This is a genomic window from Marinobacter profundi (genome assembly GCF_002744715.1).
Classification (GTDB): domain Bacteria; phylum Pseudomonadota; class Gammaproteobacteria; order Pseudomonadales; family Oleiphilaceae; genus Marinobacter; species Marinobacter profundi.
This window is the reverse complement of record NZ_KZ319381.1, coordinates 1-20643: the sequence shown is the minus strand read 5'-3', so window position 1 is coordinate 20643 and position 20643 is coordinate 1. Positions and strand designations below refer to the sequence as shown.

Below are 20643 nucleotides of genomic sequence, written 5' to 3'. Positions count from 1 at the left end.
TGCCGCAGATGCTGCCAGCCCCGGTCGATGATCACCCTCGGGTTTCGATCAGGCTCCTCCAGTCGCTAAACAAAAGCGAACATTCGAGTCAGAGCTTTCCTCCAGAGCCTCCAGTCATTCAGTAATCCTCTTCAAGCAGGCCAACAAGGTCCTGCCGAATGGATTGAGCGCTTAAATCTTCCGGCCGGATAAGCAGGCGAGGATTACCATCACGATCAAACACATAGACTGCACCGCTGTGAGTAACGGCATAGTCACCTTCTGCGTCCGGTTCTTCATGCCCGAACGTCTACCGGTATCGCTGGGTAAGCGTGCGGAGGTCAGAGGCGTTGCCGGTCAGCCCGATGATTTTGTCACCAAAAAAATTGACGTACTCCGCCAGGCGTTCGGGTGTGTCGCGCTGAGGATCGACACTGACGAACAACGTAAGTACTTCCTCCTGATTTTCCGTGCTCAGCCCGCTGACGGCCTGGCTGAGTTTTTGCAGAGCAGTGGGGCAAACATCAGGGCAAGAGGTAAATCCGAAAAACAGCATTCGTACCTGACCACTGTAATCATCGCCTGAAACCCGTGTTCCCTGACTGTCGATCAAATCGAATTCAAGCTTGGGCATCACGCCGCTGATTTCTGTCCCGTGCCAATCCGGCGGATCATCGCCCATGCAGCCAACAAGGAGGATTGCCAGCATCATCATTGCAATGGATGCAAAGCGCTTTGCGTGGTGTTGGAAGCAGGGTTTGATCATCAAGTGGTGTCCTTCAATTACGTGTTGGAAGGATTCTGGTGTCCCAGAACAATCGCCAAGTCTTCCGGCACCGCCATCGGTTCAAATGCGCTGACGTTGGCAAGTCCCGTATTGCCGACAGGAACCCGGATTCGTGAAACCAGCAACGCAGCGAAGGCCCGAGCCAGCTGACCGAGAACCTCGCGAGCATCGCGCGCGTGCCAGCCAAGCCGGAGCATGCGCAAATGTGTTGTCGTGTGCGCTAACGCGAACTTCTGGCTCAGAATATGAGCCCGTTCAAGATGTCTGAACGCTGTAGCGACATCGCCCTGATTGTCAGCATCAGCGGCTGCTGCCGGTTCTGTCAGATAGAACGTCTTGAGTTCACTGTTCACTGCTCAGTTCTCCTGCCTTATCGGCCAGCTAAGTTGTGGGCAAAGATTTGCCCGGGATCAACCGAGTCTTCCGAGTACCGGAAATGCGGATAACATCCATGATGCAAACCGGGTCATCTGTCCCGTCAGCACCATTACCCCCATAACAACCAGAACCAGCCCTGCCAGGATTCTCAGTGACTGACTCCAGCGGCTCATCCAGCGCACTCGCGCCCGAAAGTGCTTAATAAATAAAGCCGTTGCCAAAAATGGAATTGCCAACCCCAGCGAATAAACGGCCAGGTACAGCATGCCGGTTTCAGCATTCGCATGGGTGGAACTGAGAGCCAGGATAGCGCCCAATATCGGGCCAATACACGGTGTCCACCCGACGGCAAAGGCCAAGCCGAGAAGGAACGCTGCCGTGGGCCGTCCACCCTCAAGGGTTTGCCCAAAGCGCCAGTCGCGCTGTAACGCGGGCATGCTCCACCAGCCCAGCATAAATAGCCCCATCAGCACAATCAGAATGCCCGCCACCAGATTGGCTTCCTGCCGGTAGGCCATCAGCCACTGACCGAGCAGACTAGCGCTGGCACCAAAAGCGATGAACACTACACTGAACCCAAGGACAAAACAGATACTGAGCCACAGAGATTGCAGTCGACTCGAACGGTCTGTGACAGTGCCGCCCGTAACGACCGATAGATACCCCGGAACCAGCGGCAGAGTGCAGGGTGAGAAAAATGACACCAGGCCGCCAAAAAAAGCAGCCAGCATTCCCCATGTCGCAAGATCTGGCATTTCCGTGAGTCCTCAATTTTCTGAGTTCAGTTGACGGTGGAGGGCATCAAGCCCATCCGTGTTTTGTTCGACACCGGTCGACTATTTCTGTGCGTCTGGGAGCGACTCCTGAACAAGACGAAGTAGCGGTTTGGGACCAAACTCCGTGAGTTGGCGGCCATTCACGAAAAAAGTCGGGGTGCCCCGAACACCGATGGTTTTGACGTCCTGCATGTCCTGATCAAGGATGGCGCTTATCCGTTCGGATTGCATATCCTCACGGGCTTGGGACAGGTCCAGACCGGCTGCCTCGGCCGCTCCCCATGCCTTGGCAACCTTCGGGTCGTCGTGCCAGGCCGGCTGCACCTCCAACACAGCTTCCAGCACCGGTTCATAGACATCTTGCAGGCGAGCTGCTTCCAGAATTCTGGAGACTTCCTCGGAACCCTGATGGAACATTGTGTACCGCAAAACAAGCCGCACCTGGCCTGGATACTCAGCAAGTATCTGTTTCACGATCGGGTAGAACGCCCGGCAGGCTTCGCAGGAGGGGTCGAAAAACTCAACGATGATCACCGGTGCGTCGGCAGGCCCGAATGTGGGCGAATGGAAGCGTACCAATGCTTGTTGGTTCGCGATCGGTTCGGCAGCGGCAACAGACTTTTCGCCGGTGGTGGCCGTTTTTTGAGGCTGCTGGGGCTGTGGCTTGAATAGGACGGCGGCTGAAAAGGCTGCGATCAGCACGAGACACACGACAACAAAGATGGCACGACGATTCATGTATGAACTCTCCGACGGATAAGCAAGAGCAGAATGATGATGGCAACAAAAATGGCCAGCGATAGAAACGGAAGCGGCAGCCCACCAAATATCGTCATTCCGTCACCCGAGCAGGACGGGCCAGTGGCCGTGCAGGGCTGAATGGGTTGTGGAATGAGCCCCACATAAAGCAGTGAGTGGGCTAGAGCGAACAGGGAGCCAATGACAGACAGCGGCATAGCGTAGCGCCAAACGTTAAAATCCGAGTAGTAGCAGGCGACTGCGAGAATCACCGCCAACGGAAACATGAAGGCGCGCTGAAACCAGCACAGAACGCACGGAGCCTGCCCGAGAACTTCCCCGATGTAGATGGCTGAAAGCGAGGACCCCGCCGCCAGTAGCCAGGCTGACAGCAGCAGCCCCCATGGAATCACCCGGTTATTGGTGGTCACCGGGATGGCTCTCTGGATTCATTGGCACAAGTGCTTTGCGAAGAAGAGCAGCAGCTGTTTCCAGCGGTATCGCCTTCATCTTTGCTCGATTTATCGGCGGTTTCAGCCCCACCGGCACGCCATTCCTCCATACCCTCACGGATGACCTGCCAAGCGGAGTGCAGGAATAGCGCAGCAATGGCGAGGCCCACAATGATGTCCGGCCAGAGGGTATTGGTGAGGGCGACCAATCCTGCCGCAATGATTACACTGCTATTGGCGAACAGATCGTTCCTGGAACACATCCAGGTGGAACGCATATTGAGATCGTCCGCACGATGACGGTAGAGCAACACAAAACAAACGCCGTTTGCAAACAGGGCAAGAGCGCCGACAGCGCCCATCCACTCGGCGGCGGGCACTTCCTGTATCACCAGCTTGCGGATGGCATCGGCGACAACAACAAGCCCGAACAACAGCATAAAGCCGCCTTTGAACAAAGCCGCTCCGGCACGCGCGCGACGGCTTCGGTCCAGCACGAACAGTGTCAGTGCATAGACAGACGCGTCGCCAAACATATCCAGCGAATCGCCCAGCAACGCGGTAGAGCTTGCAATCCAGCCGGCGCTGAATTCCACCACAAACATCACTGCGTTGATGGCAAGCGCAATGTAAAGCACCCGGCTTTGGCTCGCTCGCAATTGTGCCAGTTCACCGGCCTTGTTTTCACAGCAGCTGTCCACGACGAACCCTCCTAAAACGTGCAATACATCGATACACTGGTGGTTATAGTAACTATAAGGTCAATAGCGATGAGCGAAAAAAGGAACACGGTCGGTCGGCTAGCTGATGATACGGGCGTTAAGCCCGTGACCATCCGTTATTACGAAAAAATTGGACTGTTGCCGAAAGCGACCCGCTCGGAGTCGGGCTATCGTCTCTACTCCGAAGAGGATCATTCGCGGCTGCTGTTTATTCGACGAAGCCGCGGGCTCGGATTTAGCCTTGACGATATTCGTGAACTGCTTTCACTGGCGGATCGTCAGCAGGAGTCCTGTGCGGGTGTGGACGCCAAAGTTGAACAACAACTGGTTCAAGTGCGCTCTCGACTGAAAGATCTACATGCAATGGAACACGAGTTGGAAAGACTGAGTGCGTGTTGTGACGGCGGAGTTATTATGGACTGCCGAATTATCGAGACACTCTCCGGCTCTGCTTAACCACTTTGTATGTGCCCGCCAACCAGGACTGTCTCAATTCGAGTTGGGACAGTCTATTCAGTCAGGCATCCTCCTGAATAAGAGCAACGAGGTCATGCCGAATTTCTTCTCTACTCAGATCGGGCCGCATTAAGAGGCGGGGGTTACCTTCGCGATCAAATACATAAATCGCGCTGCTGTGTGACACCGCATAATTTCCATCAGCGGCAGGTTCGTCATAACCGAAGGTTGTTCTATATCGTTTTGCCAGTTCACGAAGCTGGGGTTCTTTTCCAGTGAGTCCTACAATATTGTCGCCGAAGAAATCCACGTATTTTGCGAGACGCTCAGGCGTGTCACGTTTCGGATCGACACTCACGAACAAAGTGAGTACTTCATCCTGAAGCGCGGGGTCCAGGCCACTGGTTGCCTGATTGAGTTTTTGCAGGGCGGTCGGGCAAACATCGGGGCACGAGGTGAACCCGAAAAACAGCATTCTCACGCGGCCACTGTAATCATCGCCAGATACAGACTTGCCCTGGCTATTGATCAGGTCGAATTCCAGCTCAGGCATCAAGCCACTGATGTTTTTACCGTTCCAGTCTTCCTCGTCATTGCCAAAGCAACCAGTCAGCAATAGGGCTGCTATCAGCGTTAAGGTCGCCGATATGATGTTGGTGCGCTGTCGCCAGAAGCGAGTTCTCATGACGCTGTTTCCTCAAGTTGTTTGGATTGGTTGGTATATTTTCCGTCCTGATGCATGGCTCGCCGGAGCATCAGAAGAATGCCAAGAATGCTCATCATGGCCGGAGGAATATAGGTCAGCATGCCTCCCAGTAGCTGGTCGACTTCCGGGTCCAGCGGCCAGGCCCTGCCACAGACTTCGTAAACGTCATAGACCATGTCACGTGAAAACACGATCCACGCCCCAAGAAACATCTGAAGCACACCTGCGGCGGCCAGAACCAACATGCGTCTGCCATACCCCAGCGATGAGGTGATCGCCGGCGGTCTTGGATCAAAGATCAACCACCAGAACAGCAGGCCATCCAGCAACATGCTCCAGTTCATGACCCAATACAGATCCCGGCTGAGCATGGCGTCAAAATGGATTGATGGCCACAGCCAGAAATAGATAAGCCCGACAAACAGGAAAAGGGCGATAAAAGGCTGTTGCAGAACGTTATAGACCCAGCCCAGAGGCCTCAATGTATGCCTCCAGCCCGGGCTGATTTTTGCGAACCAGAACCGCATGACCGGTAAAGGGTTGGACAGGGCGATCAGGATCGGACCGATATGATGAAGAATCAGGTGCTGACCCCGATGGACGAAGAACATGTATTGTGCGTAGTAATCGAAGCGGGTCTGCATCACCGCATAACAGATCAGTACCCCCAGGGTGAACGCAAAGATCCGCAGTGAGCCTGGCCGGTCCTGTTCCGGCATCCGAATTAGCCCGACGCCATAGAATCCCATCACGAGCATGTAGCTGAGTATGGTCAGCGGCGAGAAATCGTAGGGTAAAAGGTAGTCAAGCAGTGACATAGCGTTGCCGGTTGTTTTGTTGTTATTTCAGTGACCCTACCTTGGATGTCACCAGGTCGTACAGTTCCTGAGGCCCCAGGCGGCTCAAGGTGTCTCCGTTAACGTAGAATGTTGGGGTTCCGGAAATTCCAACCGCCTTAACGTCCGCAGCATCCTGTTGAATAATGCCGTCAATCTCGGGTGAGTTCATACCGGCCCGAGCGGCTTCGACATCAAGTCCGGCTGACTCCGCCGCATCCCATGCTGCGGCGACCTTTGGATCATCGTGCCATTTCGGTTGTGCTTCCATAACAGCGTCCAGTACCGGCTCATAGACCCCCTGTTCACGGGCGGTTTCCAGGATTCTGACGGCCTCTTCCGAGCCTTTGTGAAACAATACGTAGCGCAGTACCAGACGCACGTTGTCCGGGTAGGCAGCCTGAATCTGTTTCACATAGGGATGCATGGCGCGACAACCTTCGCAGGATGGGTCGAAGAACTCGACAATGGTTACCGGCGCGTCCTCAGGGCCAATAACGGGAGAGTAATCCCTCACCAGTGGCGTTTTTTCAACAACGGCGGGTTCATTAGTGCCCTGGGAGCGATCGTAAATAACAAAAGCACCAGCAAAGACAACCAGACAAAAAAGAAGGAGACTGATGACCAGGGTTCGGGTTTGCACGGGAGATCTTCCTATTTTAAATGAGTTTACGGGTTTCAGATTATTCAGGTGTCCGGTAGCAGCCGACTAGGCACCCACCGCAGATAAAGCATCATTCCAAACAGTTCCAACAAAGACTGGACGACAATCACCACGACGGCCACAGCCCAGGCCTCTGGCATTGACAGTGCCAAAGGTAAAACCACGAAGGAGTTGCGTGTTCCTAGGCTGAAGATGACGGTGCGACCGGTTTCTACCGGTAATCGAAAGACCCGGCGCAGAGCCTTTCCAACCAGAGCCGCAGCTAGAAGATAGGCCGGAAACAGAATCATCAAGGGCCAGATAAGTGAGCCGGTACTGTCGATCTGGCTGACCTGTGTCATTGAGATGATGAACAGTACGACTGTCAGCAGAGGGACCGGCATCAGACCCATGAAGCGAATGAACCCGATGGCTTTTCTGGAGTTTTCGGCCCATTTTTCAGTCAGAAATGCCAGGATAAGCGGGACAATAATCAGCCCGCCAAAGGCCGGCAGGAGGTGCCGCCCAAGCTCAAGATTCACGTCGAACTGATTACCCATGAAAAGCCAGAGGTAAAGTGGAAGAAGACCCAGTTGAGCAATCAGCAGAACCGGTGTTGCCGCAATGGCTCGGGTGCTGTCCCCCTTGCCTAGGTGAGTGAAGGTGACAAACCAGTCGGTACAGGGCATCAGCAATACCAGAAGCACTCCCAACTTCAGCGCGTCATTGTCCGGCAGCGCCAATATCAGCAAGGCAGTGATCGCCGGCATGACCAGAAAATTTCCGGTGAGCAAGGCACCCATGAACCGACGGTCCCGGAACATATCAGACAGGTGGGTCAACGGTGTTTGAGTAAATGTGGCGTAGAGCAGAACTCCGAGCAACCCCCAGATTAAGTAATCCGGCACACTGTCACCGAGGGACGATGTCCAATCCACAGACAGTCCGAAAACAACAGCGATGAGGTAGGCCCAGACCTGGTGGCGTTCAATTACGTCTCGCATGGCGTGCTCGTAACCGAGTGGAATGTCGGCCATTCGCAGCATATCTGCCACACGGTACCCTTTTCAGCAGCCCTGCTAGCCATGGCCATAAGTATGGGCATCTTTGTGACTGTGATCAGGATGTTCAAACTCCAATGTTGAATGAGTGATGCCGAACTCGTTTTCCAAAGTTCGTTTTATCCCACCCTTGACTTTTTCAAGTTCATTCCAGGCACTTATTTCGACCACCACATGGGCGTCGAGGGAGGCATCATGCTCACCCATCTGCCAGAAATGTACGTGGTGAAGGTCTAAAACGCCTTCTACGTTTGATAAAGCCTCGATGACAGAATCTGTGTCGATATCCAATGGACTACCCAGCATGAGTGTCCGGATGGTTCCGCCGATTTCCGTTAGACCCAGGTAGAGAATATAGCTTGCGATACCAATTGTGATCGCGGGATCAACCCAACGCATGTCGTACAGGAGAATCAGGGCGCCGCCTACAACGACTGCAATTGACGCAAACGCATCAGACAAGTTGTGTAGAAACAGCGCACGGATGTTGACGCTGTCCTTTTGCATGGAGTAAGTAAGCAGCGCGGTCAAACCATCCACTACCAATGCGATAATGCCAAGCCAAACTACCCACCACCCCTTGATTTCCGGGGGATCTATGAATCGCATGCCACCTTCGTAGATCAAATATGCCCCGATCATTATCAAAGTGGTGTAATTTATGAGTGCCGCAACAACCTCAATTCTCCCGTAGCCAAAGGTCATCTTCGAGTCGGCCGGGCGGCGTGCAATCTTCCGCGCCGCAAATGCGATAAATAGTGACGCCATATCCGAAAAGTTGTGTATAGCGTCGGCTATCAGCGCCAAGCTGCCAGCGAAGATCCCTCCAGCGATCTGAGCCAAGGTTAGGATACCGTTCGCCCAGATAGCTACTGCAACTCTCTTATCCTTAGTATCCGGTGACATGTGAGCATGCTCGTGGCCCATTGTTTTCTCCTTGGTCGTTGCTGTTCAATTAAACGTAGTCGCAACACTCGCTAAGCCTGGCTCAGAGGGCTTAGCGAGTGTTGCGACCGCGCGAAAACTAGCCATTCTGGCGATTTTCCATGTTATTCCCGGCACCTTTCTCGGCTGTGAAGCTCGTGACCAAAATCATGGCCACGCCCAGGACGATGAACACGTCGGCAAGGTTGAACGCCGGCCAGTGCCGGGATTGCCAATGAAAATCCAGGTAATCGACAACATAGCCTCGAAAAACTCGGTCGATGACATTTCCAAATGCACCGCCAAGTACCATCGAATAGGCTAGTGCTTCGGTTCGCTTATGGCTGTCCCGAATCAATTTGACCAGAACAGCCGAGACGACAATGGCTATCGCAATAAAAAAATATCGCTGCCAGCCACCGCCATCGGCAAAGAGACTGAAGGCAGCGCCTTTATTCCATACGTGCACCCAATTAAAGAAAGGGGTGATCTCAACCGATTGTCCGTAAGCCATGGATTGCTGGACGAGCCATTTAATAAGTTGGTCGGCCAGAGCTATAAGTGCCGAAAAGCCGAGAAAAGTGAGCGTAAAAAAGCGAGAACGGTCTTCAGACATCGAATTATCCTTTTAGCGCAAGGATGCGCTTGGCACCAATGAGTACAATGCCTCCCACAATACCGCCAATAACCAGATCCGGGTAGTTGGAGCCGGTCCAGGCAACAAGAAGGGCTGCAAGGATAACTCCCAGATTGATAACCACATCATTGGCCGAAAATATCCAGCTGGCTTTCATGTGAGCACCGCCGTCACGGTGTTTGGCGATCAGGAGCAGGCAACTGATGTTGGCAATAAGGGCCACAGATGCGACGGCCATCATCATTGACGACTGGGGATCACTGCCAAACAGAAAGCGCCTGCCAACTTCAACCAGTACCCCAGCGGCAAGGATAAGCTGGAGTATGCCAGCCACATGCGCCGCTCTGACCTGCATTTTGATGCCGTGCCCAACGGCGTAAAGCGCGAGACCGTAGACGGCGGCATCGGCAAGCATGTCTAGCGAGTCTGCAATCAGGCCAGCGGACTGGGCGATCAGGCCCATCGTCATCTCGACCAGAAACATCAGTGCGTTGATTGCCAGCAGTATCCATAAAGTGCCGGACTCTTCGCTTTCGTTGGCCTTAGAAGATTCAGCCGCTCTGACGGATTCAGCGCTGGCGTCTTCTGTCCTCTGCAAGGAAGCGCCCAGACCCAGGGTTTCCAGTTTGCTGGTAATAGGTCCGACTTCGCCTTGATGGATAATTTCCAGCTTTCGATTCGATAGGTCGAATGAGAGTGACTGAATGTTGTCAAAACCCGTGAGCGCCATTCGAATCATTCGCTCTTCTGAGGGGCAATCCATTTTCGGCACGCTGTAGGTGCTGAGCTGGCTGTCTGTTTCGGCGGTGACGGGGCTCTGAAGCTCATTGTTAACGACAGAATCTTCGCTGCCACACTGTCCATCGCAGGGTTTGCTCATTTTCGCGGCTCCGGTTCTCACACAAGTTCCGTTATTTAAAACCCTGTAGTCACTACAGGGTCAACGTTAAGTTGTTAGTTTTTGACGACACTGGTGAACCCACCGCGATTCGACGACTTGCGGTATGACCCTGTAGTAACTAAAGAGTTGAACTGGAGTACATTAAAAGGAGTTTGAGCAACGATGAGGCAGGGCAACAAGAGCGTACTAATCCTTGGTAGCTACGGAGCTGCAGGGGCGGCTATTGCAACACTCTTGGGCAACGGATCGACAGCGACATTGTCTTGGCAGGCCGGTCGCTGGAAAAAGGGCGTGAACGGGCGGAACAATTAGATCGCCCGGGGAATACCGGGCAGAGCTGGCATCAAATTAACAAGGTGGTGTCCGGTTTAGCGGGGGCCACCACAGGGAGCGAACAGAAGAATTTAGTGAATGACCTGGCGTCAGACGGAAAGCGCTTCCGTGCCCACGACGCGATGTACGAAGACAGCCGCTTATATTCAAGTTCAATTCAGTGTCAAAGGATATAATAAAAGGTTTTGGTTTTAGGTTGTTGAAATACAAAGAAAAAATTTAAAAATGTAACAACTCTGCAATAAGTGCAAAGCACCATCTACTCAGCATTTGAAAGACTTCAAGTGTCATTTTGAATCTATCTAATCTGAAGAGGTGTCCATGAAAAAGTGTCTATCAATGTTGGTGTTTGGTGGGGTTGCAGTAACTTCAATGAATGCACTAGCGGGGGAAGGTCCTATCCTGTACGGCAAAGCCAATGTTTCGTATGAAAACCAGGACGACGGTAATAGCGATACCTGGAAGCTCCAGAGTAATGCGTCCCGTCTGGGGGTAAAAGGGGCGCTCAATACCGACCTCGAAGGCTTGGAGGCGATCTACAAGGCAGAATTTGAAATATCGATTGATGATGGAGATAAGGATGGCCAGACTTTCTCGCAGCGTAATATTTACGGTGGCTTCAAGCAGGCGAACCTCGGTGCACTGATTGCGGGAAAATTTGACACACCTTTAAAGTCAGCGCAGGGCAAGGTTGACCAGTTCAACGACTTACAGGCGGATATAAAAAATATCATGGCTGGTGAAAATCGGACCAGCAACATTGTTCAATACAGTTCTCCACGTCTGTTTGATGCTGTGGGCGTTAGTGTTGCCGTCATCCCGGGTGAAGAGCAGTCAGCTGGGGCAGAGAACGACGGACCTGCGGATGCAGTTTCCAGCTCTTTTACGTTTGAGAATGATCGTTTTTACGGAAGTATTGCCTACGATTCTGATATCGAAGATTCACTGGAAGCCGATTCAAGTGGCGATAGTCGTCTTAATATCCTGCGAACCGTAGGGAAGGTCCGATTAAGCAACTTCGAGATCGGCGCAGTTTACCAGTTGGCAGAAGAAAGCGATGGCCCTGGAGAAGATACGTCTTATCTGGTTGGTGGTGCCGTTAATCTTGAGCGTTGGAAGATCAAGGCACAGTACGGACTGACCGAAGCCGAGACAACAAACGAGGAGCTAACCCTGCTGGCCTTGGGGCTCGATTATAAACTGGCGAGCAAGAGTAAGGTCTATGCGTATGTGTCTCAGGTGGAGGCGGACTTGGCCGACTCTGAGGACTCCACATTTGGTGTGGGCTTCGAGCATAAGTTTTCCATGTAGAGTCGAGCGTGATCGCTGAATACAGGGGGACCGACGTATCTGAAATCTTTTCCGGATTTCAAGCTCATTTAAGGTTCGTGTGAGAGTCTACTTGTGAGTTAACTCAGGTTATTTAATGGCGGGAATGCTTCATTCTCGCCTTTTTTTTGACCTTTAGTTCGTTGTTCTAGCTGGTTTTAAGATTTGCGCCACGATCCGTACGAATCGGATATCACAAACAATTAAGAAAGAAACTGGAGGGGAATACGTTGAAGCGCAACATTCTGGCCACTGCGATTGCAGGGATGACAACACTGTCGGGAAGTTGGGCCGCGACGGCAGCGGAGGTTGAATTCCACGGTGATATGGATAACCGCTTTCAGGCCTACACCAATCAAAGAGACTGGTTTGCTGGTGGTAACTCAGGTGGCGGTACGCTGAAAGATGACGAGCCGACCGAGAGCTTCGGCGAGGTCAAATATCGCTTCTGGGCGAAGGCAACTTCCGACGACAAGAAAGTTACCGGTGTATTCGCGACGGAGATTGGTGGCATCCGCTACGGTGAGGGGTCGGGTGGCGACTATTCCGGTGATGGTGTGAACATCGAAACACGGTGGGCTTATGTGGATTTCTTGGTGCCCAACACGCTAGACCAGCGCGTCTCGCTGGGCTTGCAGCCAGTGTCAGTGAACCGACATGTCTGGACTGAAACCGCCACAGCCGCTGTTTGGAAAGGCTCACTGGGCTCTGGATTTGACTATCAGTTGTTATGGGGGCGAGGTGACTCTTCCAATGAGAGCGGCGTCGACTCAGAACAGGACGAAGGCTGGGATGGCGCGGACAACTTCGCGATCAACCTGAACAAGCGTTACTCACCGAACCTGAGCGCGGGCCTATTCTATCTCTATCAGATGAATGATCAAATTGCTGAGGGAGTAGGTACGGTAAATAGCAGGGAGTATGAACTGAAGAGTATCGCTGATAACTCCAAATATTCCGTTTCCAGCTTTGGGGTGGAGATGGATTATGGTCAAGAGACGTCGCTAGGCCGCATGTTCGTGAAGGGTACGGTGATTGGCCAAAGCGGAACAATAGAAGGTGTAAATTTCGTCCCATTGAATGGTGCTACGAATCCCAATACGAACTATGACCTTTCGACCGTTCTGGGACGCGGCGAGCTCGGGCTGCAATTTGGACCAAACCAACTGACGTACACCGTGCTCTACGCATCGGGCGATGGCAATGAGCAAGACGGGGACTTCGACGCCTTCATCGCCACGGATGTCGACTTCAGCGACAGTATGATTTTTCAGGAAAACATGACGAGCGATGACTACTTCGCCGAAACGCCCTATATCCTCGACAAAGGGTATTTCATGAACAAGCTACAGCTCGATCATAAAGTAGCGGCCAATATTACGGTCAGCGGAATGATTGTCTACAACCGCTTGGCTGAGGACATTGCACTTGCCGATGGATCGTCCTCAAAAGATCTCGGACTGGAATTTGGCTCCAAGGTCTCGTACTTCCCATACCCTTCGCTTGAGCTGTCGGCAGAAGCTGCATACCTGGCATCAGGCGATGCCATGGATGCGCTGGAGGAAACTGCCTTACAGGACGGCAAAAGCGATCAGGACATTGTTCATGTTGCCGGTCGGGTAAGGTACAAGTTCTAACAAGAACGGGGTGGTGGGAGCGCCACCCCGCTTTTGTTATACGAAATGAATCCGCATTAAGTGACTTTTTCCTATGATGACTCGTTCTGCAGTATTTGTGTTCCTGATGCTACTACTAGCTGGTGCGGTACAGGCGGTTGAGCGTGAGCATCCAGCAAAGGCAAAGGTCATTCAGGTAGATCGTGATCAAAAAGTGCTTTCCCTCACAGTCGACGATGCCACTGTTGAGGTAGGTGATTTGTTTGTTGTGTTGCGGGAGCCTGATCATGCAGGCATCCCGGAGAAAAACCTTGCAGTCATCGGTATCGAGAGTATCGGAAAGGATCAAGCAGTAGGGAAAGTGCTGTTTGGAACGATGCCCTCCGTTGGCGCTGTATCGAAACGCTTCTACGGTATTCCGGCGGTGTTTACTGACAGAGTCGGCGATCCCACGCCGGTAACGCCGGCGTTGAAAGCCCGATTTCCTGATCTTTTGTGGCGGGACGAGCCAGAGGCGTCAAACGATGTGCCATTGGTGCGCTTTCAAGTTACCGGGAGAGGTCAAGCCGTTGCGACCTACAATAACACCTGGTTGGTCGGCATCGTACAGACCGATGCTGAAGCACATCGGGTAGGTTCAGTTGAGGGGGAGGCTTCATCGTCTCCATATGCGAAGCTGCCAATCAATGCAAAGTCGTTGTCCGCGTTTCGTTCTGGCAGCGATTACTATTTTGCGGCGGAGCATGGAAACAAACTCAGCTTTTTCCTTGTTGATTCCAGCGGGGCTGTTCAGAGCCTGGCGTCCATTGAGGTGCCCCGTCGGGAGAAAGTCATCCGAATGGACTGGTACGTTTCAGAGAACTCATATTACCTCATTTTGAATCAGTGGAATGGCCGTAGTGTTTCAAGTTCTTTGATCCAGTTGGCCGAGGGGAAGGCTGAAACCATCGGTTTCATTCCCTTAATCTTGGGATTGCAGGATTTGGACGCTGACGGTCGCCGGGAAACTATTCTCGGGCAGTCTTTCTACTCAGAGCAGGGGTTTGGTTCAGAGATCTATAAAATATCAATCTCACCGAACGGGCCTGATCTTGAGAAGGCCGTTCATGAAGAATTAAGCCAGTACACGCCAGTGTTCCGGGTAATCGGTGCCGTTGTTCAGAACGAACCGAGACCTTTGAATATGGTGACCGTCTCCCAAGGGAAGGTTTCATTTTTCCCTGCTGGCACCGAGGGCCCACATCTGGACTATGAGATTGGAAGCCGGGTGGCAGGCACGAGTATGACTTACGACGTGTCGCCTGAGTTGGTGTTTAGTCCGAGGCAAACACTATTTTTGCCGAACCTGCTCGTACGCTCCGGTGGGGACGCAGTTAATATCGGGATTCCACAGGAATCCAGTGCAGCCGAAGATATGATAGGTGTTTATGATACTCGAGTTGATTGGTTGACGCTGAGATCCGGGAAATCTCCCAAAACGCAGTCAACAAGTCTTCTAACGTCGGTTCCGGTGTCCCCCGTATCAGGCAATACAGAGTTATTCTTTATGTCGCCGGATGAAAACTCAGTTCAAAGTGACAGTTTTGACGTTGAGACGTTGGTGTATCGGGCTGCTATGCCTACTGGTCGCTGACTAAAGCTGGATAAGTTGCCCTTGTAGTCGTCAAATGCTTCTGGGAAGCTCGATTAGAACCCGAAGACCACCTTTGGGTGATAAAGAAAAATGCATGGCACCACCGTAGTCATTGATGATTTCCTCAACGATTGATAGGCCAAGGCCATAGCCAGGGGTTTTTTCGTCCAGTCTTTTCTGGCGCTTGGTAAGATCGGCGAGTTGGTGTGACGCTACTCCGGGGCCGTCATCTTCAACAAGAATGGTCAAAGTGTCATCGTGAAGTTTCAAGTGTAGATGAACTTCCTGAGAGCACCATTTGCTTGCGTTATCAAGCACATTACCCAAGATCTCATTAAAATCACGCTCATCAATTGGCCAGACAAGCTCTCTGGGTAATGTTTCTTGAAGATGGATCTGTTTGTAAGGATAGATTCGACTGACTACGTCCACCAGTGCCAGAGTTCTCTCAATGATCGGTGTCGCCTTTCCAATGTACTGACCGGACATTTCGGTTTTTCTCATTTGAGTGTCGATCAGCTCGTGCATTTCAGACAGTTGAGACTTAATTTGACTCGCGATTGTGGTGGGAATGGCTTCGTCATTGATCATGGAGTTTATGACGGCAAGGGGGGTTTTTAAGCTATGAGAAATATCTGCGGCTAGGTGGCGTGAACGGGTAAGTTTTTTGTCGTACGACTCTAATAGACGATTAAGATGTTTGACAAGTTCATTGAATTCTTCAGGTACGTTCTCATCCAGTCTATTACGCTGACCCTTTTTAAGCGACGTTAATTGGGCACTCATCATTTTTAAGGGTTTTAGTGCGATAGTTACCCCAATAAATATGATCAATGATATCGTAACGAGAATTGTAAAAGATATTATCCATATAAGAACGTGGATTTTGTCAAGCGTGTTTGGTGAGTAGGAGCTTTTTTCAATTATAGTAACGCTTAGTTTATCTTGTCTGTTATTAAATATTCTGTAGTAGCCAAGGATTGAGCGATCATCATCCGATATGTGAAAAATTCCAGGCTTTCTGAACGATTCTACCACCTGTAATTTCGGTTTAATGTTCTCGCTTGTAAAACTCCGACCTTGACTGTCTTCGATGTGAACTGAATATTGAGACAATGAAAAATTTCTGAGAGAGGATTTTGTAATTTCTTCTTTATCATTTGTTAGCATCTTTGAGAGTCGGTTAGCTGCAGCCTCTAGCTGCTGCCTGTGAAGCTCGTCATGGATATAGTCGATTAAAAGGGTGTGTGAGAAGAATATCAGCCCGGTACACGCGAAACCCGTTAGCGTCAGGAAAGTAAGCAGTTTCCGTTTTATTGAAGGGCGTTGTTGTTTTCTGGGCATGTTGTCTGCCAAGCAGGTGGTTAGAATTTGTTATCGACTAAATCTAGGCCTAAAAAAGCAGCACTACAAAAGTAGTGCGGCAAGACGGAATGGTGGAGACCATTCACGATGCAACTGGTTTTAGAATGTCGTGTATCGACAAGTTTCTATTATTCAATCGAAAAAGCTATTGGTGCGACATTATTTCTAATGACTAAACTGATCTTTTGAAAATTGGTCTAATTCAGATAGATTGACATCTCCCGATTTGATCATCTCGTGATAGATATCGTCCTTATTCGATAACATCAATTTTCGGCGTGCCTCCATGCCCATTTCAGATAACGCCGCCTGTGTCATTACCCTATGTTGTCTCTTCATATCCTGAATGCTGCTTTTGGAGAGCATGCCTTGTGCTAGCTTATCGTTTTTGGCCTCAGTGGCATGGAGGTTTCCTGCCGCCAAGGTTAATACTAAAGATGTGAGCAAGAGATGCTTTTTCATAAGAGTCACCTTTAAGTTGAATGATCTGAACCCTGATGGAAACAGATGAACTTTAACTCAGCTTGAAAAAATAAAATTAAATGATGAAAAGAGGGCACTGGTGGAAGAACGGTTGCGATTGGGTCGTTAATACAAAGGTATTAAGGGGGGGGTATTTTTTCAATTTCGTTTCAAGTTCATCTGCTATCAATGGCTGTGCGTTGTTCTGGCTGAAAGTGCCGGCATAACCAGCAACTTACCGGCGGTGGCCTTAACCGAACCGCCATCGCGTTTGGTTTGTGAGGTGTCGATCGCCAGTAGGGGATCTTATAACGAAAGCTCACGGAGACTGATTTATAATGCAAACTAAAAAACTCAGGTTAGCGATAAGAGCAACACTTGCGATTTCAACCATGGGCCTGGTGGCCCCCCTATGTGTCAGCGTAGTTGTCGCCTGAATATTTCAGAGGACAACCATGCCCCATTATTCACCGGAACGTAAAGAAGCCATTCTCCAGAAGATGGCCCCACCTCACAGTCTGACTGTTGCCGAGTTGGCCAGCCAGGAAGGCATCAGTACCGCAACCTTGTACAATTGGCGTAAAGCCGCCAGAGGACGAGGTGCCGTTTTGCCATCGAATTCAGCTCATCCAGACAAGTGGAGTAGCGAAGAGAAGTTCCGCATTGTTCTGGAAACCGCCCCGATGACGGAGGTGGAACTTAGTGAATATTGCCGTAGGAACGGCCTTTACCCGGAACAAATCGAAACCTGGAAAGCCGCCTGCATGGGAGCCAATGCCCTGTCGGACGAACAGGCCAAGCAGAATCGGCAAGCGGCCAGGGCTGAGAAAAAACGAGTCAAAAAACTCGAAGCCGAGTTGCGACGCAAGGAAAAAGCTCTGGCAGAAACGGCTGCACTGCTGACGCTGTCAAAAAAAGCCGAGGCGATCTGGGGCCCCAAAGACGAGGACGAATGACCAGCCTCCCGGATCGCCAGCAGGCGGTTACCCTGATCCAAGAGGCTCAGGGTAACGGAGCCCGGCTGGTCAAGGCCTGCGCCTTGCTGAACCTGAGTATACGCACTTATCAGCGCTGGACGGCAAATAAGGCCGTCAGCGCCGATCAACGACCGGTGGTGCCCAGACCAGCACCCACCAACAAACTCTCGGAGGCGGAGCGTCAGGCCGTGGTCTCACTGTGCAACCAGAAGGAATATCGAAGCTGTCCGCCGGCCTTCATCGTTGCGGATCAACTGGATCAGGGTCGCTACCTGGCCTCGGAATCCACCTTCTATCGGGTTCTGCGGGAGAAGGATCAAGTACACCCCAGGGGTCGGCAAAAAGCGCCCCAGAGCAAGCGCAGGGCAACTACACACAAGGCCACAGAACCGAACCAGCTGTGGTCGTGGGATATCTCATGGCTGCCGGGGCCAGCAAAAGGCACCTGGTTCTACCTGTATCTGATGCTGGACGTATACAGCCGCAAGATCGTCGGTCACGAGGTCTATCACAGTGAGACCGGCGAGCTTGCCAGCGAGTTCATCGAGAAGGCCTACTGGCGTGAACACCTGGCGACGAAGGACAAGCCTCTAGTGCTGCACTCCGACAATGGCAGCCCCATGAAGGCCTCGACCTTCTTGGAGAAACTGTACGATCTGGGTATTACGCCCTCGAACAGTCGCCCCCGGGTCAGTAACGACAATGCCTACTCGGAGTCATTGTTCAAAACCCTGAAGTTCCGCCCGGGGTTCCCGGTAAACGGCTTCAGAACGATCGAGGAGGCCCGCAAATGGGTACTGGCGTTCGTGCGCTGGTACAACACCGAGCACCGACACAGCGCCTTGAACTACGTAACACCTCAGCAACGCCATACGGGCGAAGCTGATCAGATCCTGGCCCAGCGAAAACAGATTATCGAAGCGGCGAAAGCCGAGAACCCGCGTCGCTGGTCTGGTGATATCCGAAACTTCAGCTTGCCGGAATCAGTCACTCTGAACCCGGAAAAGGCGGCCAATTGTTAAAGAGCTGATGACTTAAGCGCGACATCTACGTTGACAGACTCCGGCCCCATCTGCTTTGGCGCAATCAACTGCGGAACTTCAGAAGCAGATCAACGACTTGCGCAGTCAGGTGGATCAGATGTCGGCGACCAATGATTCCAAGGGGTGGCTGCTGCCCGGCACTAACACTTCGGTTACGATTGGTGGTTACGTAAAATTGGATATGATTTACGACACAGACTAGGATGTCGGTGACTTGCATGACCCGAGTGTTCTCGATACATCCGTAGAGGATGGTGATAGCTCTTTGAGAGCGCATGCCCGTCAATCACGAGTGCGTCTCGGAACCAGTACCCCGACCGATATTGGAGAAGCCAAGACGGTTGTTGAGGCAGACTTCTACGGCGGTGGTGGCAACGAACTGTTCTCCAATTCACGGGGGCTTCGTATTCGTCACGCCTATGGCGAGCTCAACGGCTGGCTTGCGGGTCAGACGTGGAGTAACTTTATGCACTTTACGGCTTACCCGACCATACTGGACTTTAATGGGCCGGTAGGTGTGAGCTTTATTCGTCAGGCACAGATTCGTTACACGATGGGAATGGGCGATGGACAGTTCTCGGTGTCAGCTGAAAACCCTGAAACCAGTGGGTTTGAAGGTTCACGTGATACCGTTCCTGACCTTACCGCCCGTTACAAGTGGGCAGGGTCTGGTGGTGGATTTGAGGTTGCTGGCTTGGCCCGTTCTCTCAAGACCGACGACGCCAGTGCAACAGGTGACGACGCTACGTTTGGATATGGCGTCATGGCGGCTGGTCGACTCAACGTCACTTCAGAAACCTCGCTCATGGCCGGAGTTGTTTTGGGTGATGGTGTAGGTCGTTATCTTTACAGCTCGTACAGTAACAACGACAGCACTGCAAGTCGGACTGGCATCGGTGAGGCATATATAACTTCCGATGGTGATCTCGAAACTATCGAGGCTTACGGCTTCAACGTTGCGGCGAGCCATAAGTGGACGCCAAAATTCACCACGAGTGTGGCCTATGGGTTTTTAGAGGGTGATCAGGACGAGACTCTCTTTCCAAACTCTTTCCAAACGCTAGAGAGCGCGTACTTCAGCAACTTCTACCAAGTGGCGGATCCGGTGACTGTAGGGGTTGAGCTGTCGTACGCCAACAAAGAACTTGCAAACGGTGAGTCAGCTGACAATACCCGTCTTCAGTTGGCTGCACAGTTTAGCTTTTAAATCGCTATTACATTGCTTCACATAGTTGGACCCCACGACGGGCCTCAGTAGGCCCGTCGTACGTTATTGTTCACTTACACGCGATGCCGTCAGGGGCTCTTTCACCTCTCCTCCTTTTACGACGCTATCCCTGCCATTGTCTCGTCGATTCGACCTGTAGTGGTCAACTAATCCCGGACAGTATTTTAAGGTTTTCCTCAGCTGCAACAGGCGAAATGCCGCCGTTGAATGCGTGAGGCCGCTGCCGGTTGTAGTAGTCCATCAGATAGCCACCAACATCTCTTTTTGCCTCAGGCAGATTTCGATAACCCAGGGCCGGTATCCACTCAGATTTCAGACTTCGGAACAGTCGCTCCATCGGTGCGTTGTCCCAGCAGTTGCCACGCCGGCTCATGCTTTGTGTCATTCGATAGCGCCAGAGCCTCTGACGGAACTTGCGACTGGCGTACTGACTGCCCTGATCCGAGTGGAACATGACTTTCTCTGGCTGACCACGCTGTTCCCAGGCGTGATCCAGAGCTTTTACAACCAGGTCCGCATCTGGACTGGATGACATTGCCCAGCCAACAACTCGCCGGGCATATAGGTCCAGCACCACAGCCAGATAGCTCCATCGCTGGCCGCTCCAGAGTAGAGTAAGAGGCAGGGCGTAGTCGAACTATCTCCCTGCCTCTCCTCTCCG

The 20643-nt window shown here is 51.9% G+C and carries 21 protein-coding genes and 1 pseudogene; 6 read left to right on the top strand and 16 right to left on the bottom strand.

Annotated elements, in window-relative coordinates:
* Positions 1-289: 289 nt before the first annotated feature.
* From CLH61_RS17815 to CLH61_RS17790, 6 genes are all read right to left on the bottom strand, one after another.
* Complete coding sequence (locus tag CLH61_RS17815) at positions 290-745, bottom strand: SCO family protein (RefSeq protein ID WP_227507855.1); 456 nt, start codon at positions 743-745, stop codon at positions 290-292.
* A gap of 17 nt (positions 746-762) precedes the next feature.
* Entirely contained in the window at positions 763-1119 is a 357-nt protein-coding gene (locus tag CLH61_RS17810) for a DUF3703 domain-containing protein (protein WP_053113384.1), read from the bottom strand.
* A 57-nt stretch (positions 1120-1176) separates the two neighbouring features.
* Positions 1177-1899 (bottom strand): cytochrome c biogenesis CcdA family protein, encoded by a 723-nt coding sequence (locus CLH61_RS17805; protein WP_008173647.1) that lies wholly within the window; start codon positions 1897-1899, stop codon positions 1177-1179.
* A gap of 81 nt (positions 1900-1980) precedes the next feature.
* Positions 1981-2658 (bottom strand): DsbA family protein, encoded by a 678-nt coding sequence (locus CLH61_RS17800; protein ID WP_008173644.1) that lies wholly within the window; start codon positions 2656-2658, stop codon positions 1981-1983.
* Positions 2655-3089, bottom strand: a complete 435-nt coding sequence (locus CLH61_RS17795) for a disulfide bond formation protein B (RefSeq protein WP_008173641.1) — start codon at positions 3087-3089, stop codon at positions 2655-2657. Before CLH61_RS17795 ends, CLH61_RS17800 begins: the two co-directional genes overlap by 4 nt.
* Positions 3086-3811 (bottom strand): cation diffusion facilitator family transporter, encoded by a 726-nt coding sequence (locus tag CLH61_RS17790; protein ID WP_008173639.1) that lies wholly within the window; start codon positions 3809-3811, stop codon positions 3086-3088. Before CLH61_RS17790 ends, CLH61_RS17795 begins: the two co-directional genes overlap by 4 nt.
* A gap of 69 nt (positions 3812-3880) precedes the next feature.
* On the opposite strand from CLH61_RS17790, the gene CLH61_RS17785 reads away from it, so the two are divergent.
* Positions 3881-4288 carry a MerR family transcriptional regulator gene (locus CLH61_RS17785; protein WP_008173636.1) on the top strand — a complete coding sequence of 136 codons (408 nt, stop codon included), beginning with the start codon at positions 3881-3883 and terminating at the stop codon, positions 4286-4288.
* A 61-nt stretch (positions 4289-4349) separates the two neighbouring features.
* On the opposite strand, the gene CLH61_RS17780 is transcribed toward CLH61_RS17785, so the two are convergent.
* From CLH61_RS17780 to CLH61_RS17750, 7 genes are all read right to left on the bottom strand, one after another.
* The gene (locus CLH61_RS17780; protein WP_058341922.1) at positions 4350-4973 is read right to left on the bottom strand and encodes an SCO family protein; all 624 of its coding nucleotides are present in this window, start codon (positions 4971-4973) and stop codon (positions 4350-4352) included.
* On the bottom strand, positions 4970-5812 hold the full coding sequence (locus CLH61_RS17775) for a cytochrome c oxidase assembly protein (RefSeq protein WP_023010648.1): 843 nt from the start codon (positions 5810-5812) through the stop codon (positions 4970-4972). The genes CLH61_RS17780 and CLH61_RS17775 overlap by 4 nt, the downstream gene beginning before the upstream one ends.
* Positions 5813-5834: 22 nt before the next feature.
* Positions 5835-6473, bottom strand: coding sequence for a DsbA family protein (locus CLH61_RS17770; RefSeq protein WP_058091791.1), 639 nt, complete (start codon positions 6471-6473; stop codon positions 5835-5837).
* A gap of 44 nt (positions 6474-6517) precedes the next feature.
* Positions 6518-7519, bottom strand: coding sequence for an arsenic resistance protein (locus CLH61_RS17765; protein ID WP_206769037.1), 1002 nt, complete (start codon positions 7517-7519; stop codon positions 6518-6520).
* 33 nt (positions 7520-7552) lie between these two features.
* Entirely contained in the window at positions 7553-8461 is a 909-nt protein-coding gene (locus CLH61_RS17760) for a cation diffusion facilitator family transporter (RefSeq protein WP_008169406.1), read from the bottom strand.
* 97 nt (positions 8462-8558) lie between these two features.
* Entirely contained in the window at positions 8559-9074 is a 516-nt protein-coding gene (lspA, locus tag CLH61_RS17755; protein ID WP_023011862.1) for a signal peptidase II, read from the bottom strand.
* 4 nt (positions 9075-9078) lie between these two features.
* The gene (locus tag CLH61_RS17750) at positions 9079-9975 is read right to left on the bottom strand and encodes a cation efflux transmembrane domain-containing protein (RefSeq protein WP_023011861.1); all 897 of its coding nucleotides are present in this window, start codon (positions 9973-9975) and stop codon (positions 9079-9081) included.
* 675 nt (positions 9976-10650) lie between these two features.
* Here CLH61_RS17750 and CLH61_RS17745 point away from each other — a divergent pair.
* From CLH61_RS17745 to CLH61_RS17735, 3 genes are all read left to right on the top strand, one after another.
* Complete coding sequence (locus tag CLH61_RS17745) at positions 10651-11640, top strand: porin (RefSeq protein WP_226595805.1); 990 nt, start codon at positions 10651-10653, stop codon at positions 11638-11640.
* 248 nt (positions 11641-11888) lie between these two features.
* A complete protein-coding gene (locus CLH61_RS17740; RefSeq protein WP_058341921.1) occupies positions 11889-13295 on the top strand; it encodes a hypothetical protein in 1407 nt (468 codons plus the stop codon).
* Positions 13296-13368: 73 nt separating this feature from the next.
* A complete protein-coding gene (locus tag CLH61_RS17735; RefSeq protein WP_058341920.1) occupies positions 13369-14907 on the top strand; it encodes a hypothetical protein in 1539 nt (512 codons plus the stop codon).
* Positions 14908-14937: 30 nt separating this feature from the next.
* Here CLH61_RS17735 and CLH61_RS17730 read toward each other — a convergent pair whose 3' ends face one another.
* Together CLH61_RS17730 and CLH61_RS17725 are read right to left on the bottom strand one after the other, a co-directional pair.
* Positions 14938-16251, bottom strand: a complete 1314-nt coding sequence (locus CLH61_RS17730) for an ATP-binding protein (protein ID WP_094625952.1) — start codon at positions 16249-16251, stop codon at positions 14938-14940.
* Positions 16252-16437: 186 nt separating this feature from the next.
* Complete coding sequence (locus CLH61_RS17725; protein ID WP_099616052.1) at positions 16438-16734, bottom strand: hypothetical protein; 297 nt, start codon at positions 16732-16734, stop codon at positions 16438-16440.
* 455 nt (positions 16735-17189) lie between these two features.
* Between CLH61_RS17725 and CLH61_RS17720 the strand changes: the two genes are divergently transcribed.
* Positions 17190-18733, top strand: a protein-coding gene (locus CLH61_RS17720; RefSeq protein ID WP_099616051.1) for an IS3 family transposase whose coding sequence is annotated in 2 segments (ribosomal slippage) — positions 17190-17661 and positions 17661-18733 — 1545 coding nt in all. Because the reading frame shifts where the segments join, the coding sequence is not laid out codon by codon here.
* A gap of 235 nt (positions 18734-18968) precedes the next feature.
* Positions 18969-19961: a DcaP family trimeric outer membrane transporter gene (locus CLH61_RS17715; protein WP_228152696.1), complete on the top strand. Its 993-nt coding sequence runs from the start codon at positions 18969-18971 to the stop codon at positions 19959-19961.
* Positions 19962-20124: 163 nt separating this feature from the next.
* Here the strand turns inward: CLH61_RS17715 and CLH61_RS17710 are convergent.
* A pseudogene (locus CLH61_RS17710) lies at positions 20125-20601 on the bottom strand (IS3 family transposase); the annotation flags it as partial.
* Positions 20602-20643 lie beyond the last annotated feature (42 nt).